Annotated in this window: 14 protein-coding genes; all 14 read right to left on the reverse strand. The window is 56.7% G+C overall.

Annotated features, from left to right (window positions below):
* Positions 1-78: 78 nt before the first annotated feature.
* Positions 79-1,191: an RIP metalloprotease RseP gene (rseP, locus tag EO133_RS02485; protein ID WP_127071091.1), complete on the reverse strand. Its 1,113-nt coding sequence runs from the start codon at positions 1,189-1,191 to the stop codon at positions 79-81.
* Positions 1,192-1,249: 58 nt separating this feature from the next.
* A complete protein-coding gene (locus EO133_RS02490; protein WP_127071092.1) occupies positions 1,250-2,125 on the reverse strand; it encodes a phosphatidate cytidylyltransferase in 876 nt (291 codons plus the stop codon).
* Positions 2,122-2,874 carry an isoprenyl transferase gene (locus EO133_RS02495; RefSeq protein ID WP_127071093.1) on the reverse strand — a complete coding sequence of 251 codons (753 nt, stop codon included), beginning with the start codon at positions 2,872-2,874 and terminating at the stop codon, positions 2,122-2,124. The genes EO133_RS02490 and EO133_RS02495 overlap by 4 nt, the downstream gene beginning before the upstream one ends.
* Positions 2,875-2,912: 38 nt before the next feature.
* Complete coding sequence (frr, locus tag EO133_RS02500) at positions 2,913-3,473, reverse strand: ribosome recycling factor (protein ID WP_127071094.1); 561 nt, start codon at positions 3,471-3,473, stop codon at positions 2,913-2,915.
* A gap of 126 nt (positions 3,474-3,599) precedes the next feature.
* A complete protein-coding gene (pyrH, locus tag EO133_RS02505; RefSeq protein ID WP_127071095.1) occupies positions 3,600-4,313 on the reverse strand; it encodes a UMP kinase in 714 nt (237 codons plus the stop codon).
* 314 nt (positions 4,314-4,627) lie between these two features.
* Positions 4,628-5,554: a translation elongation factor Ts gene (gene tsf, locus EO133_RS02510; protein WP_127071096.1), complete on the reverse strand. Its 927-nt coding sequence runs from the start codon at positions 5,552-5,554 to the stop codon at positions 4,628-4,630.
* A 169-nt stretch (positions 5,555-5,723) separates the two neighbouring features.
* Positions 5,724-6,515, reverse strand: coding sequence for a 30S ribosomal protein S2 (gene rpsB, locus EO133_RS02515; RefSeq protein WP_127071097.1), 792 nt, complete (start codon positions 6,513-6,515; stop codon positions 5,724-5,726).
* A 225-nt stretch (positions 6,516-6,740) separates the two neighbouring features.
* Positions 6,741-10,190: a DNA polymerase III subunit alpha gene (gene dnaE, locus EO133_RS02520; protein WP_127071098.1), complete on the reverse strand. Its 3,450-nt coding sequence runs from the start codon at positions 10,188-10,190 to the stop codon at positions 6,741-6,743.
* 474 nt (positions 10,191-10,664) lie between these two features.
* The gene (locus EO133_RS02525) at positions 10,665-11,351 is read right to left on the reverse strand and encodes an ABC transporter ATP-binding protein (RefSeq protein ID WP_127071099.1); all 687 of its coding nucleotides are present in this window, start codon (positions 11,349-11,351) and stop codon (positions 10,665-10,667) included.
* The gene (locus tag EO133_RS02530) at positions 11,344-12,648 is read right to left on the reverse strand and encodes an ABC transporter permease (RefSeq protein WP_127071240.1); all 1,305 of its coding nucleotides are present in this window, start codon (positions 12,646-12,648) and stop codon (positions 11,344-11,346) included. Before EO133_RS02530 ends, EO133_RS02525 begins: the two co-directional genes overlap by 8 nt.
* 65 nt (positions 12,649-12,713) lie before the next feature.
* Positions 12,714-14,063: a proline--tRNA ligase gene (proS, locus tag EO133_RS02535; RefSeq protein ID WP_127071100.1), complete on the reverse strand. Its 1,350-nt coding sequence runs from the start codon at positions 14,061-14,063 to the stop codon at positions 12,714-12,716.
* A 358-nt stretch (positions 14,064-14,421) separates the two neighbouring features.
* Positions 14,422-14,667 carry a DUF1467 family protein gene (locus EO133_RS02540; protein ID WP_127071101.1) on the reverse strand — a complete coding sequence of 82 codons (246 nt, stop codon included), beginning with the start codon at positions 14,665-14,667 and terminating at the stop codon, positions 14,422-14,424.
* Between the two features lie 3 nt (positions 14,668-14,670).
* Entirely contained in the window at positions 14,671-16,353 is a 1,683-nt protein-coding gene (locus EO133_RS02545) for a ribonuclease J (RefSeq protein WP_127071102.1), read from the reverse strand.
* Positions 16,354-16,425: 72 nt separating this feature from the next.
* The gene (locus EO133_RS02550; protein WP_127071103.1) at positions 16,426-17,262 is read right to left on the reverse strand and encodes a biotin--[acetyl-CoA-carboxylase] ligase; all 837 of its coding nucleotides are present in this window, start codon (positions 17,260-17,262) and stop codon (positions 16,426-16,428) included.
* Position 17,263 lies beyond the last annotated feature (1 nt).

Consider the following 17,263-nt stretch of genomic DNA (forward strand, 5'->3'; position numbering starts at 1 on the left):
TGTAACACCCGATTTGGACGGGAAATCCGCCCTGTCATGCAATCATGCAACACCTGTTAAGCCCTTGATCCTTCGTTGCTAGACAAGATCATTGACCAGCGTAAACACCATCAATGTACACACCAATGCAAAGCCAACTCGATATCCGATTTCCTGAACCCTTTGGCTCAAGGGGCGACCGCGTATAGCCTCGAAAAGGTAATACAACAAATGACCACCATCCAACATTGGCACTGGAAACAGGTTAATTAAGCCAATATTTAGCGACAAAAGTGCAGTTAGGTTAACCAATGCTAACAGCCCGATGGTCGCAACCTCGCCTGAGATCTGAGCCATGCCGACAGGCCCGGCAATCTGATCGAGATCGCCACGACCGACAAAAAGGTCGCCGATAAAGGCCAGCGTACGGTCCACGATGAAGCGCATTTCTTCAAAGGTCATGCCGACCGCCTCAATCGGGCCAGGATGATAAAGGAAGATATCGTCCTCACCCACATTGCGCGACACACCTATGACGCCGATCTTGATCTCGCGTCCGAAATTGGTCATCGACGACTGCGGTTGCGGGGTTACGAAAAGCTCGACGGGCTGGCTGTTGCGCTCAACCACGATCCGGACCTGCCTGTCTGGTGAGGTCGCAACAAGACGCTGGAAATCGGAAAAGCCACGCACGGCATAGGAATCAACCGAAAGGATGCGATCTTCGGGCAGAAAGCCTGCCTCTTCGGCAGCCGAGCCAGGCAGAACCTCGCCGATTGTTGGGTCCAGCGTGTGCTGCCCGTAGCTGACCAGCATGATGTAAAGCACTGCGAAGGTGAAAAGAAAATTTGCCATAGGACCCGCAACGACAATTGCCATGCGTTGCCAGACAGTCTTGTTGGAAAACAATCGGGAAGCATCCTGCGGGCTCAGGTCCTTTGCGGCATCGGGATCCGGAACGCTGGCAGCGTTCATGTCGCCGCGGAATTTCACATATCCGCCAAGTGGAATGGCAGAAATGCGCCAACGCGTGCCATGCCGATCATTCCAGCCCAGCAATTCCGGCCCAAATCCGATGGAAAAGGCGTCGATAGCGACACGGTTCCAGCGCGCGACAAGGTAATGGCCCATTTCATGGACAAACACGATAACCGTGAGCACGGCCAGAAACGGGATTATGTAATTGAGAAAGAACGGCAAGGAACCGATCATACGTTCTTTTTCCTCTCACGCGGCGCGCTGTAACCTTATGCCAGAGCGATGCGTTGCGTTACCAGAACAAAATGCCTTGCGGCACGGCGCCAAATCCCCGGTGCGTCAAGCCGATGAACCAAAGCACGAGGGCTGCCATGGTCAGGCTGTCGATTCTGTCCATCAGGCCGCCATGTCCGGGAATAATATCGCCACTGTCCTTTACCGCAAAGCGACGCTTCACCGCACTCTCGGACAAATCGCCAGCCTGAGCGGCGATGGAGACAATAACAGAAATCAGCAGTCCGATTACAAAAGGTGAAGGCGTATCCATGGCCCAGCCCGCCAGGAACCAAACGATCAAGCCGGCCAATGTGCCCGCAGCCAGCCCCCCGGCGGCTCCCGACCAGGTTTTGGACGGCGAGACGTCAGGCGAAAGCTTGGTGCCACCGACAATGCGTCCGACAAAATAGGCGCCGGTGTCGGTGAGCCACGTCACAGCAAGCAGAAAAACGCCAGCCCAGATGCCGGCAAGCGAACTGCCCCGGATTGCCATGAAAGCCATTGTTATCAGCCCAAAATAAAACAAGCCTGCAATGCGCCATTGTCTGTTGGGGCCCGGAATGAACGCGGCAACCAAAAGAGCGAAAGCAAAAATCGCAGCACTCGCCCAGGCGCCATTCATCGGATAGGCAATTGCGATCATAGCGATAAGCCCCATGATCGGGACCATGGGCCAGTTCGATTTACGGCCTGTGATCATGATTTCCCATTCGCGATAAGCACCGGCCATGACCAACGCAATCAGAAGAGCAAAGGGAATCCAGCCGACAATCAGGGCTACTATCGTAAAGGGGATAAGAATCATTGCCGAAAGCAGACGCGGAATGAGGTCCGGGCCGAATGGCCACAGCCCCTTCCCCTTTTTTTCAGGTTTGGCCTTTGCGTCCTTCACGACTCCACACCGCCGAACCGTCTGTCTCTGTCGGTAAATTCCTGGAGCGCTCTTAAAAAGACCGCCTCATCGAAATCGGGCCAACTCTCTTCCACAAAGACGAGTTCCGAATAAGCCGATTGCCACAACAGGAAATTGGACAGCCGCATTTCACCGCTGGTTCGCAAAATAAGGTCCGGGTCAGGCAAGTCCTGGGTGTGTAGATGCTGGGAGATCGTGGCCTCATCGATTGTGGCAATATCGATTTCGCCGGCCCTGGCCTTGGCGGCAATGCGCTTTACGGCGTCAATGATTTCCGCCTTGGCGCCATAATTGAACGCGATGATCAAATCGAGCCCGGTATTGGCAGCAGTTTTGCTTTCTGCCTCCGCTATGATCGATTTCATCCCGGCTTCGAGGCTGTCGCGATCACCGATGATCCGGATGCGTACGTTCTGCGCAGCGAGCCGCGCAAGATCGGATGCCACGAAGCGACGCAACAGACCGAAGATGAAGTTGACCTCTTCCGGTGGTCGGCGCCAGTTTTCGGAACTGAAAGAAAAGAGCGTAAGGCATTGAACTCCATAGCGAATCGACAGTTCGACAATCCGGCGAACCGATTCAACGCCCGCACGATGACCTTCCGAACGCGGAAGGCCGCGCGCCTTGGCCCAACGCCCGTTGCCATCCATTATGACCCCAATATGCTTGGGAACCTTGATGTTCTCAAGTAAGGGCTCTTTGGAAACAAGCGCCTGGGTGCTCGACATTACATCTCTCAGTTGAGGGTGAGGTTCGGTGCGGGTGGCTAGACCTGCATGATCTCCTGCTCTTTGGCTGCCACCAAGGTATCAATTTCGGCAATCGCATCGTCGGTTGCCTTCTGAACCTTGTCGGTTTGCGCACGGGCATCATCCTGCCCCATCTCGCCGTCCTTTTCCAGCTTGCGCAGCAACTCGATTCCGTCACGGCGAATGTGCCGCACCGCAACGCGCGCCTGCTCGGCATATTGATGGGCGACCTTGGACAACTCGCGCCGGCGTTCTTCGTTGAGTTCCGGCAACGGAACGCGGATCAGAGCACCTTCGCCAATTGGGTTAAGACCCAGGCCGGATTCGCGGATAGCTTTTTCAACCGCACCAGCCATGGACCGATCCCAGACCTGGATGCTGAGCATACGCGACTCGGGCACCGAAACGGTGGCGACCTGATTGAGCGGCATGGGGCTGCCATAGGCATCAACCATAATCGGATCGAGCAGGCTCGCGCTGGCACGCCCTGTCCGCAAGCCGGACAAATCATGCTGCATGGATTCAATAGACTTCTTCATGCGTGCGCGGAGGCTTTCAAGTGAAAACGCTTCTGACATCAGCAACTCCCCTGAACTGGTCGGTTTCCAGAAAACAGATCAGACTCGTACATATTGGTCCGAACCGTCTTAATTGTTTGTCTATGCTTCCAGAACGCAATCAAGCACATTCAAGAAGCGGAAATTTCAGCCTACCCTGGTGCTGGGCGTCCTGCCTTCAAGCACCCCAACAAGGCCTTCGGGTGCGGAAAGGGCATAAACGATTATCGGCAGGCGGTTGTCGCGCGCAAGAGCGAAGGCGGCGGTATCCATCACCCGTAGATCGCGCGTAATGACTTCTTCATGGCTGATGGTTTCAAAACGGGTGGCATCGGCATTTTTCACCGGATCATCGGAATAAACGCCATCGACTTTCGTACCCTTCAGCAACACGTCGCAGCGCAGCTCGATCGCCTTGAGTGCGGCCGCTGTATCGGTGGTGAAAAATGGGTTTCCGGTGCCGCCCGCGCAGATCACCGTGGCACCGCTCTCAAGCGCGGCAATGGCTGCGCGCTGCGTAAAAGTATCGGCAATCGAGGGCATGGGCACCGAGGAAAAGACATGCGGACGCCCGCCAGCGCGCCGAATGGCATCGCCAAGGGCTAGCGAGTTGATCACCGTGCCCAGCATCCCCATGTGGTCACCGATAATTCTGTCGCCGCCTTTTGCAGCCACGGCCATGCCACGAAAAATATTGCCGCCGCCAATAACGATGGCAACTTGCACGCCAAGACGCGTGAGATCCACGATCTGCCGAGCAACGGCATTGAGGAATTCAGGCTCGATGCCATAGGATTGTTCGCCTGTCAGAGCTTCGCCGGAAACCTTGAGTAAAACTCGGGAATAACCTGAACTGGACATGGAAAATCGGCCCTATCTTACGCAAACCTGAGTGGCGCACAACGGCCCCGGTTCGGCCCGCGCGCTACGCTTCGAATCTGAACTAGCGCAGTATCAGAGTTCGGTCGTGAGGGCCACAGTTGAACTCCAGCGCGTGGAGGCATTTCACAGATACCCAACATGCTCTAAATCTTTGTTTTAGCGCAAGTCTTTTCGCGTTTACAGGCCGGTTTTCCGTCAAGTGCAGCCAGATACAAAATTTCCCGCTTCGAGGAACATCGAAGCGGGAAACAAGTGCGTGCAGGCGATGAGGCGCTACCGCCTGTCAGAGTCGATTATGCGCCAGCTGCAGCGGCAGCAACTTCAGCAGCGAAATCGGATTCCTGCTTTTCGATGCCTTCGCCGAGGGCAAAGCGGACGAAGCCGGTGACCTTGATTGGGGCGCCTGCGTCCTTTTCGGCATTGGCAACTGCCTGAGCCACTGAGTTTTCGCCGTCGATAACAAAGGTCTGCTCAAGAAGCGTTACTTCCTGATAGAACTTGCGAATGCGGCCTTCGACCATCTTTTCAACGATGTTGTCAGGCTTGCCCGATTCCTTTGCCTGCTCGACAAAAACGGCACGTTCGCGTTCGACGGCCTCGGGATCGAGATCGTCGGCTGAAAGCGAAAGCGGATTGGTTGCAGCAATGTGCATTGCAATCTGCTTGCCAAGAGCTTCGAGAGTGGCCTTGTCACCGCTCGATTCCAGACCAACGAGAATACCGATGCGGCCAATGCCTTCGGCAATAGCCGAGTGAACATAGGAGCCGATAACGCCTTCGGACACTTCGAGAACGGCCGAACGACGCAGGGTCATATTTTCGCCGATCTTGGCAATGGCTTCGGTCAACTCACCCTGCAGGGTGCGGCCCGTACCGGGATACTGGGCTTCGGCCAGCGCCGCAACGTCGCCGTTCACTTCCAGCGCGAGCTTGGCAGCATTGGAAACGATGGACTGAAACTGTTCGTTGCGGGCAACGAAGTCGGTTTCCGAATTGATTTCAACGATGGCAGCCTTGTTGCCGGCAAGCGCAACGCCAACCAGACCTTCTGCGGCAACGCGATCAGCCTTCTTAGCAGCCTTGGCGAGCCCCTTGGAACGCAGCCAATCGACGGCGGCTTCGATATCGCCATTGGTTTCGGTCAGGGCCTTTTTGCAGTCCATCATGCCGACCCCGGTCAATTCGCGGAGTTTTTTTACGTCTGCTGCACTGATTGACATGAGAATACCTCTTTATCGATGGGCGCCATTCCACTCGGACCGGGGAATGAGCACTATGTCTTTGATATGTCGCGTTTATGAAGCCGAGAGACTTTTACGCAAATTGGGTGCTGAGACTTTCAGCACCCAAAAGACGCAGGCAGAACGCCAGCCCGGCTTGTCGCAAGCCTTAGGCTTGGGCGGCTTCGCCTTCCGCGGCGGCAGGCTCTGCTTCCAGAGCAGGCTCGGCAGGAGCTTCAACCGAAGCGCCGAGGTCAGCCCCCATGGCAGAGGACGAACGCGAAATGCCGTCCAGAGCAGCCTTGGAAATGAGCGAGCAGTACAGTTCAAGCGCGCGGGCGGCGTCGTCATTGCCCGGGATCGGGAAATCGACGACATCAGGATCGCAGTTGGTGTCGACGATAGCCACGACCGGAATGCCGAGACGGCGTGCTTCCTTGATCGCGTTCGCTTCCTTGTTGGTGTCGATCACGAACAGGAGGCTGGGGATGTTGCCCATGTCCTTGATACCGCCGAGGTCACGCTCAAGACGCTCCTGCTCACGGCTGCGCTGCAGGCGTTCACGCTTGGTAAGGCCCTGTGCGCCTTCGGCCTGCAGGGCTTCGAGTTCACGCAGGCGCGCGATCGAGTTGGAAATCGTCTGCCAGTTGGTCAGCATACCGCCAAGCCAGCGCGAGTTGACGTAATATTGCGCGCTCTGACGGGCTGCCTCGGCAACGACCGGAGCGGCCTGACGCTTGGTGCCAACGAAAAGAACGCGGCCGCCATCGGCAACAGTATCGCTGACGAGTTGCAGCGCGCGATAAAGCGCCGGCACAGTCTGGCTGAGGTCAAGAATGTGAATATCGTTGCGAACGCCGAAAATGAAGCGTTCCATCTTGGGGTTCCAGCGGTGCTTCTGGTGGCCGAAATGTACGCCGGCCTCAAGCAGTTGGCGCATGGAAAAATCTGGCAATGCCATTGGGTAGTCTCCTTTACCGGTTATGCCTCTGCAGGGCGTTTAAGAGACGGAAAACCGTCACCGGATCGGTGCCGCGCGAACGCGGTGCCATTCCCTGCATGTGGATTTGACGTGCGGGCTATACAGCAGGCCCATACGCTTGGCAAGCGCAAGAGCGCCGCAGGCTGCGGCGACGCACTAATCTTGCAGCAACTTATATAAGTGCCGCGCAATATATATTCCAGCCTAATTAAGACTGACGTCAATGACACCCGCGATCGACTTCAGGCCACCGGCCAATTGCGGGCTGATACGAAACTGCCCCGGCAACTCGATCTCATATTCGCGCTCGCCCTGATCGCGGATAAGAACCAGACTAACCACCCCTTCCCCGCCGGACTTGAGCTGGGACCGAATAGGAGCAAGACATTTAGGATCGCCCGCAAATATGGTCAGGCGACGGCTCAGTTTTTCGACCGAGCCTTCAATCGGGTCGGCCTTGAGCAGACGCAAGCGCACGCCATCGGGACGTGAGTCGGCACCAACCTCGATAACCACCGATTTGCCCGGTTCAAGCATATGGCCGTAATCATCGATCTGTTCGGAAAAGGCGATGCATTCATATGAACCGCTAGGATCGGACAGCATCATGATGAGCATGGTCGAGCCCTTGCGGGTCTTGCGCTCCTGCCGCGAAATGACTGTGCCTGCCAGCCGTCCGGCAACAGCACCTTGACGCGCGGCTTTTTCAAAGTTGGACCATTGCTGCACCCGCAATTTGTCAAAAAGCTCAAGATAATCGTCAAGCGGGTGCGCTGACAGATAAAAGCCGATGGCCGCATGCTCCTTGGCAAGCCGCTCGGTCAGGCTCCATGCCGGAATGGTCTGGGGCAGCGCAATTTCCTGTGGCTGGGTGGAGGCGAACATGTCGGTGATACCATCCGCCCTGCCCGATGTTTCGCGCTGGGCAGTGCTGATGATCGTATCTACGACCGCCATAACCTGCTCGCGGCGCTTGACGATCCGATCGAATGCACCAGCGCTGATCAGAGTTTCGAGCGTACGCTTGTTGATGACCTTGGGATCGATGCGGCTGGCGAAATCGGCAAGGCTTTTGAAGACGCCGCCGGCCTTGCGCACCTCGACAATATGCTCGGCGACTTGTCGCCCTACGCCTTTGACCGCGCAAAGCGAATAGTGAATCTTGTTGTCCTTGACCGAGAAGATGACTTCCGAGCGGTTGACGCAAGGCGGCAGCACCTCAATCCCTTTTTTCTCCGCTTCGCGGCGGAAGTCGGAGAGCTTATCGGTCTGTGCCATATCGAGTGTCATCGAGGCGGCATAGAACTGGTGCGGGTAATGGGTCTTGAGCCACGCCGTCTGGTAAGACACCCAAGCATAGGCCGCCGCGTGGCTCTTGTTGAAGCCATAATTGGCAAACTTGGCCAGAAGGTCAAAAATGCTGTCGGCAAGGCCCTTGCTGAGGCCGTTCTTGAGCGCGCCTTCCTGGAAACGGACGCGCTGCTTGTCCATTTCCGCCTTGATCTTCTTGCCCATGGCGCGGCGCAGCATGTCGGCTTCACCCAGCGAATAGCCGGACAACAGCTGCGCGATCTGCATCACCTGTTCCTGATAGACGATAATGCCATAGGTCTCGTCGAGAACGGCCCTGATCATCTCATGGGGGTATTCGACCTTTTCCAGCCCGTGCTTTCTATTGATAAAGCTCGGAATATTGTCCATCGGACCAGGCCGATAGAGCGCGTTCATCGCGATCAGATCTTCGATGCGGTCGGGCTTGAGCTCGACCAGCGCGCGGCGCATCCCAGGACTTTCAAACTGGAAGATGCCGTAAGTATCGCCATCGGCGTAAAGCTTATAGGTCGGCGCGTCATCGAGCGGGATCGCGTCGATATCGACATCGATGCCCTGCTCTTTGATCATCTCGACCGCATAGCGGATGGTTGTGAGTGTCTTGAGACCAAGGAAGTCGAACTTGACCAGACCGGCTGGCTCGACCCATTTCAGATTATACTGAGTGACGGGCATATCCGAGCGCGGATCGCGGTAAAGCGGCAGCAATTCATGGAGCGGTCGATCGCCGATTACCAGACCGGCGGCGTGGGTTGACGCGTGGCGGTAAAGGCCCTCGAGCTTTCCGGCTATGGCGAGCAGTTCGGCGACGGTTTCATCTTCGTCGCGCATCATCTGAAGGCGCGGTTCGTCGCGAATGGCCTCGGCCAATGTTACGGGATTGGCGGGATTGTTGGGCACGAGCTTACAGATGCGATCCACCTGCCCGTATGGCATCTGAAGCACACGGCCGACATCGCGCAGCGCAGCGCGCGGCTGAAGGGTTCCAAACGTGATGATCTGAGCGACTTGATCGGAGCCGTATTTATTCTGAACGTAGCGAATGACCTCTTCGCGCCGCTCTTGGCAGAAGTCGATGTCAAAGTCCGGCATCGACACACGTTCAGGATTTAGAAAGCGCTCAAACAGCAGGTTATACCGCAAGGGATCGAGGTCAGTAATGGTAAGGGCATAGGCAACGAGCGAGCCAGCGCCCGAGCCACGCCCTGGCCCCACAGGTATATTGTGCGCCTTGGACCATTTGATGAAGTCGGCAACGATCAGGAAGTAGCCGGGAAATTTCATGTCCCGAATAACCTTAAGCTCGAACTCCAGCCGTTCCTGGTACTCTTCGCGAGCCTTGCCAGGTGCAAGACCGTAACTTTCCAGTCGCCGGTCTAGCCCTTCCCTGGCCTGTCGTGCGAGCTCCTCGCCTTCTGCATGATTGGCTTCCTCCTCGCCCACGCCTTCGGCGGCAGCGAATTTGGGAAGGATTGGATCGAGGGTGCGCGGGCGGTAGCTGACACGCCTTGCTATTTCAATCGTGTTTTCCAATGCCTCGGGCAGATCGGAAAACAAGGCCATCATTTCTGCGCGCGTCTTGAAATAGTGCTGATCGGAAAGGCGCCGCCGTTCAGTCTGCGCTACGACCGATCCCGCTGCGATGGCCAAGAGCGCGTCGTGGGAATCAAAATCGTCCTGTGCCGGAAAATATGGCTCATTGGTCGCAACGAGAGGCAGATCGTTGGCATAGGCCAGATCGATCAACCGCGGCTCTACGGCATTTTCAATCGGCCGATCGTGACGCTGGATCTCAACATAAAGCCGATCGCCGAAAATCTGCATAAGTCGCGACAGTCGCTGGGCGGCAACGCCATCCATACCGGCCGCAAGCAAAGGATCAATCACCCCTTCAGGGCCGCCCGTCAGGCAGATCAATCCATCGGCGTAGCCGTTATCGAACCAGTCGATATGAGCAGATGTCCGGTTCTCTACTCCTTCAAGATAGGCCCGGCTGACAAGGGTGGAGAGATTGGCAAAGCCCTTCTCGTTGGCGGCAATGAGAACGATGTTGCCTTTGCCGAGATTGATGCGCTCGTTAGGCTTTTCTTCATCGGCGCCGAAGTTGAGAGTTAGTTCGCATCCGATAATAGGTTGCAGGCCCTTGCCCGACGCCTTCTCGGAAAACTCGAGCGCGCCAAAGAGATTGTTGGTGTCGGCAATTCCCAGCGCCGGTTGCCCATCGGCAATGGCCATGTCCAAAATCTTGCCCAAGGGCAGCGCGCCCTCGAGAAGAGAGAACGCCGAGTGAACGTGAAGATGGATAAAACCTGGTCCGGACATGACTGCTCCTTGCCGAGACTTTTCTTGTGCCATTCCTTTTGGCGGGGGCCAACAGTCCCTGCTCGATTTGCACAGGTCGCTCAACCAATATAGGCGAGCATATCGACGTAAAGCAGGGCAATGGCGCCGAACGCAGTCAAAGACAAGAGTGCCATGAAATCTTTCACAAAGGCCAGCATCTCGGTTCTCCTTGGTGTTGTTCCATATTTGTTCTTATAAGTTCATATTTTGTTCTCGTCTATATATTTTCAACGCGCAGGGCCATTTTGCTTAATGCAAAGTTAAGCTACAGGGTCTTCGCGACCAATGCATGCGCGCAATTCGGGTACAGGATCCCGACAGTGCATTGATATTGTTTGTATTTTTTATGGGAGAACCAAACGACCCGGCTGCGGCTGCCATTTGGCAAGCCTTTTGGTGGTGCGCTGCTTGACTTGCTAAAGTTTGGTGCTGTGCTGCGTAATACTACTGAGGCTAGAGTTCCGCAGGAGTAACCTTGCCGTCGACGATCGTCACCACGCGGTCCGCCTTCCGGGCGAGATCGTGATTATGGGTCGCGATGATGCAGCCCGCCTCGTGCTCCTTGACCAGAGCGGACAACGCATCGAAAACCTTGTCGCTGGTGGCGGGGTCGAGATTGCCCGTCGGCTCGTCTGCTAGAATGAGGCTTGGGCCGTTGGCAGCCGCCCGCGCGATGGCTACACGTTGCTGTTCGCCGCCTGAAAGCTCGGCCGGACGATGGGTCGCCCGATGGGCAATTCCCATGATCTCGAGAAGTTCGATGCTGCGCGCCTTTGCCTTGTCTTCATTGGCACCAGCTATGAATTGCGGCATCATCACATTCTCAATGGCGCTGAACTCGGGCAGCAGATGATGGAACTGATAGACATAGCCAATGCGATGCCTACGCAAAAGCGTGCGCTGCCGGTCCGTCAGTTTTTCGGTGGCCTGATCGACAACTGTAACAGCACCACCGGTCGGGCGTTCAAGCAGACCGCAGATGTGAAGCAAAGTCGACTTTCCGGCGCCGGATGGCGCAACCAAGGCCACCAGTTCGCCTTTGGAAACCGTAAGATCGGCACCCTTTAGAACATGTACGGCAGCCCCGCCTGTCCCGTAGGTCTGGCTGACGTCCTTGAGATTGATAAGCACATTACTCATAACGCAGCGCCTCCACCGGGTCATATTGGGCTGCGCGCCAGGCCGGATAAAGCGTCGCCAGGAACGATAACGTGAGAGCAAGAACAAGCACTACCGAAACCTCGAACGCATCCACGCGCGATGGCAGCGACGAGAGCAAAAAGACTTCGGGTGGGAACAAGGCGATGCCGAGAACTTCCGATACCCACGCCCGGATGGATTCGGCATTGATGGCAAGGATCAAACCAAGAACAAAGCCGGCAAGCGTACCAACAAAGCCGATGGCCGTCCCCGTCATGCAGAAGATGCGCATGATCGAAGCCCGCGTTGCCCCCATCGTTCGCAAAACGGCAATATCGCCCCCCTTGTCTTTGACAAGCATCACCAGGCTGGAAATGATATTGAACGCGGCGACAAGTACGATCATCGACAATATGACAAACATTACGACGCGCTCGACCTGCAGCGCGGAGAAGAATGTTTCGTTGCGCCGTTGCCAGTCCGTAAAGATCATGGGCCGACCTGCTGCCATCTCAAGCTGCGTCTGGATGGCCCAGGTCGCATCGGGATCACGTAGGAAAACCTCGACTGCGGTTGCCTGATAACGCCGTTCGTAGGCGTCGTCGATTTCCTCATCCGTTGCCATGAGGGGCAGTTCGTCAAAGCCCTCCCGCAGCACTTCGGAGTACATGCGGAAATAGTCCTGCGCCGCCTGGATCGGCATGAAGACAAAGAAGGAATCAAACTCAACCATGCCGACGTCAAAAATGACATTGACCGGATAAGAGCGGATCTGTGGCGTGGATCCGAACGGGGTCTGTATGCCGCGCGGCGTTACAATGGTGATCGGATCCCCAAGACTGAGCCCCAATTGATGCGCCATGCGCGAGCCAATTGCGACACCATCGAGCGCGTTCCAATCTTCCCAGCCACCCAGCGTAGCACTGCTGACCAGGAGCGGCAGCTTTTCAATGTCTTCCATCGACATGCCGCGTACCGCCACCCCGGCGGAATTGTACGCGCCGGTTGCCAGCGCCTGCCCTTCCACAAAGGCAACGGCACTGATGACGCCATCCACCTCTTCGAGCCGGAGCTTTACATCCTCGTAATCGGTAAAAGACTGATCGATGGGAAAGGCCGTGAAATGCCCATTGAGACCGAGAATCTTTGAAAGAAGCTCGTCCCGGAAACCGTTCATGACGCTCATCACCACAATGAGCGTTGCAACGCCGATGGCTATGCCGATCATGGTCAGCGCGGCGATGACCGAGATAAACGTATCCCGGCGGCGCGCGCGCAGATAGCGACCGGCGACCATAATCTCGAAACGCGAAAACGGTCCCGGCGCCTTATCCCTTTTGACGCTGGTTGGTGCGGAGGCGCTCACACGGTGTCTCTGCGTTCGGGTTCGATCAGGGCCTTGAGACGGGAAACCGCATCTTCGATGCCGATGGTCTCGCGCTCCCCGGACTTGCGGTGCTTGATTTCGACTTCTCCCGCTGCGAGCCCGCGCGGACCGACGATCAACTGGAAGGGAATGCCGATCAGATCGGCTGTTGCAAATTTCTGGCCTGCACCGGTTTCGCGGTCGTCATAGAGCACATCGAGCCCGGCAGCGTGGAGTTGATCATAGAGCTTGACATTGGCGGCATCGCAGGCCGCGTCGCCCGACTTGAGGTTGATGAGTGAGACCTCAAAAGGCGCAACCGATACCGGCCATATGATACCGTTTTCATCGTGATAGGCCTCGATGATCGCAGGCACGATGCGGCTGGGGCCAATCCCGTATGAACCCATATGCACCGCGACATCCTTGCCATCCGGTCCAGTTACCGTCGCGCCCATGGGCTCGGAATATTTGGTGCCGAAATAAAAGACCTGGCCGACTTCGATGCCGCGTGCAGCGATGCGCTTGTTTTCTGGCACTTTCGCGCCGAACTCGGCGTCGTCGTGCATGTCTTCGGTGGCGGCGTAAAGCGAGGTCCAATCGGCAACGATGCCCGAGAGATCGCCATCAAAATCCGTATCGGGACCGGGGATCGGCTTGTCGAGCATATCCGCGTGACAGAAGACGCCGCTTTCGCCGGTCTCTGCAAGAACGATGAATTCATGAGAAAGGTCGCCGCCAATGGGGCCGGTTTCAGCGCGCATCGGGATCGCGGTCAGGCCCATGCGGTGATAGGTCCGCAGATAGGCGACGAACATGCGCTGATAGGCCTTTACCGCTGCGTCCTTGTCGATATCGAAGGAATAAGCATCCTTCATCAAAAATTCGCGGCTGCGCATGGTGCCAAAGCGCGGACGGATCTCGTCTCGGAACTTCCACTGGATATGGTAGAGATTGAGCGGCAAGTCCTTGTAGGAGCGTACATAGGTTCGGAAGATGTGCGTGATCATCTCCTCATTGGTGGGACCGTAGAGCATATCGCGCTCGTGCCGATCCTGCATGCGCAGCATTTCCTTGCCATAATCCTCATAACGGCCACTCTCACGCCACAAGTCGGCCGATTGCAAGGTCGGCATGAGAAGTTGGATTGCGCCGGCCCTGTTCTGTTCCTGCTCGATGATCGTCTGAATTTTGCGCAAGACTTTATAGCCGAGCGGCAACCAGGCATACATACCTGCAGCCTGCTGACTGATCATGCCCGCGCGCAGCATAAGCCTATGGGATATGACCTCGGCCTCTTTCGGCGTTTCCTTGAGAACGGGCAGAAAATATTTGGATAAGCGCATGATAACTCCGGGTCCTCCAGGGGCGACTCACCTTGGATGGCAGGCGGCACTATCAAGCGCAAACCACCCCCGAAAGGCAAGGGCAAGCGATGAAGTGCATACGTGACAGTTTTTTGACAGAAAGTGTGACAAAAGACCGCAAATTTCCCTTGGCAGACATAATCCACCCTGTTAGTGTCCGGCCATAAAATTAAGGGCGAGACTAAAATTCGCCTAACGCAGACAACGTCAAGGGAGGAGCACTGGCCGCCCGTTTTACGCGCCGTAAGACCAGTGGATTGTCGCGAAACTCATTTAAGATGCAGGGCTTTAGCCCTGCTTTTTTTTGCTCTGCATTAATTTGGCGCTGGCGCCAAGATCAACTCCAGTAGGCTTGGAGCCATTCATTCGACAGCCCCCACAACACAAGCAGCATGACGACGACCGCGAGCACGGACGTAGCGATCATTTTTTGCAGTGTAAACGGATTTACCGGCGCGCCTGGCTCAGTGCCGTCTGCAACAACGCCGTCTTCATGCTGGCCACGTACGCCAAAGGGCAGCACAACGAACAGCACTGTCCACCAAATCACGAAATAAAGCGCTACATATGTCAGCCACTGCATTGCTCAAACCTTGTGTACGAACACTTTAACAATTGGCCGCCGCCCCCAGACCGCATTGGTCTCCGACCTGACTGCGCGCCGAACAGCTTCGGCAAACCGCGCCGTATCGGTACGCCGCTTCTCAGGGAAGCTCTTTATTGCCCCATGCGCGGCAGAATGAATAACATCACTCAATGGGTCGTCATCTTCCTCAAGTTCAGGGATGCCGTCCAGATCAAATACGGGGCCTGAGACGATCTGCCCCTTCCCGTTGACGGCCAGCGACACCACGACAAGACCACCAAATGCCAGCTTGCGACGATCGCGCACGCGGCTTTCCTCTGGTGTGCAAAGAATGTTGCCATCGAGATAAAGGATGCCGGTCGGCACCTCGGACGGGTAGTGGGCCGGTTCGGGGAATAGGCGCACCATGTCGCCGTTGCGTGCCGAATAGGCGGTTTTGATGCCGTTTTCGCGTCCCAGTTTGGCATGCGCTTCAAGATGCATCGGCTCGCCATGGACAGGCACCAGCAGGCTGGGCTTGACCCAATCGTAAAGCTTGACAAGTTCGTGCCGACGCGGATGACCCGATACGTGTACCATCTCTTCGCGGCCTGTGATCAATTCCACGCCACGGTCAACAAGCTGGTTCTGAATGTCGATGACGGCCTTTTCGTTGCCCGGAATGGACCACGAAGAAAAGATCACCCTGTCGCCCGGCGAAAGGTCAATGACCGGATGATTGCCAGCCGCAATGCGGGCCATGGCTGCGCGGGACTCGCCCTGGCTACCGGTACATATCAGAACCGTCTTTTCGCGCGGGAGATAGCCGTAGGCATCCTGATCGAGAAAATCGGGGATGCCCTCCATAAGCCCGAGCTCGCGCGCAATGCCGGCAACACGATGCACGGCCCGGCCGGCAGCAACGACTTCCCTACCCGCCTTTTTTGCAGCGCGGGCCACCGAAATCATGCGTCCCAGATTGGACGCAAAAATCGTGACGGCAACGCGATACGGCGCTTCGGAAATCAGCCGGTCGAGATTTACGGCCACCTCGGCCTCCGAAGGGCTCTCGCCGTCCTTCATGGCATTGGTGCTGTCGCAGATCAGAGCGAGCGGCTTGCCTTCTGCCCCGATGGCCTTGAGACGTTCGATATCGGTATGCGGTGTACCAACCGGGCCAGGATCGAGCTTCCAGTCGCCGGTATGCAGCACGCGACCCGCTGGCGTATCGATTAGCAGCGCGCAGCTTTCAGGGATCGAATGAGACATGTCGATAGCTTCAACGTGGAACGGGCCGACGTCGAATGGCTTGCCCGATTGGAAGATTTTGACCTCGACATCTTCCTCGATGGCATTTGAGAGCCGCTTGGCCTTGAGCATGGCGGCCGCAAAAGGCGTTGCATAAACCGGGGCGTCAAAGCCAGGCCAGAGATCGAGAACCGCGCCGTAATGATCTTCGTGGGCGTGGGTTAGCACCAGCCCCACGACACCGTCGGCCTCTTCTTCAAGAAAGCGCGGATCGGGCATGATCAGTTCGATACCGGGTAGATCGGGGCCGCCGAAGGTCACGCCGCAATCGACTACAAGCCACTTGCGGTCATTCTCCGGGCCAAAGCCGTATAGGCCCATATTCTTGCCGATTTCGCCAACGCCGCCGAGCGGCACGAAGACGAGTTCATCGCCGCCGCGTTTATTTCTTGCCATAAGCCAATTATGCCCGTGTGACGGAAAAGCCGTCCGGGCACCCTCTCTTCTTCACATTTCACTCGCCGGAATTCAGGCCTTAAGGCTTGCAGTCGTGCCAAAATGCACATCGCCCGCTGCAATCGCGGTTCTGTGCCCTTCTGCGTCCCGCACAATAAGGCGCCCGGCATCATCAATCGTTTCAAAGACGCCGCGAATGACGTCGGAGTTCCGCTTTACTGCCACCTCGGTCCCGATCCCGGTGGCAAATTCGCGCCAGCCCGCGAGAATTTCCCGTGTGCCAGCGCCGTTGTTCCAAAGGGCATAACACTCCACCCAGTGTTCGGCCAGTGCTTCAAAAACCGCTTGGGCATCCAGTGCGCCATTGAATGCGCTCAGTGCCGTTGCCGGATAGGGCAGACCAGCGGGTGCAGCAACGACATTGACGCCAAAGCCGATCACGATCGCCTTGCTGCCGTCAAACCGCGGCTGAACTTCGAGCAGAATACCAGCGAGCTTGGCACCATCAGCCAGAATGTCGTTTGGCCATTTGAGCGCAATGCGGACCGGCCCTTCTTGCGAGACGCCATCGGCACCATCAAGACCGCTCCTGGTTCGCATTTGAGGCACTAATTGATTGAGTGCACGGTTGAGCGCCACCCCCGCAACAAAGCCCAGCGTTGCCAGATGGTGCGCCTCGGCTTCAGGGGCAATCATCAGGCTAGCGGCCAGATTGCCATAAGGGCTTTCCCATTGACGACCGCGACGCCCCCTGCCCTCGGTCTGCTGTAGTGCGACATACCAGATGTTGGGCGCATCGCCGGCAGCAGCGGCTTTCATTGCCTCGGCATTGGTCGATCCAATAGAGTCAAAGCCGATTACCCTGTAACCGGCTTTGCTTGCATTTGGACCGAGCGGAAAGGCAACCACG

The organism is Pelagibacterium lentulum (genome assembly GCF_003992625.1).
Taxonomy (GTDB): domain Bacteria; phylum Pseudomonadota; class Alphaproteobacteria; order Rhizobiales; family Devosiaceae; genus Pelagibacterium; species Pelagibacterium lentulum.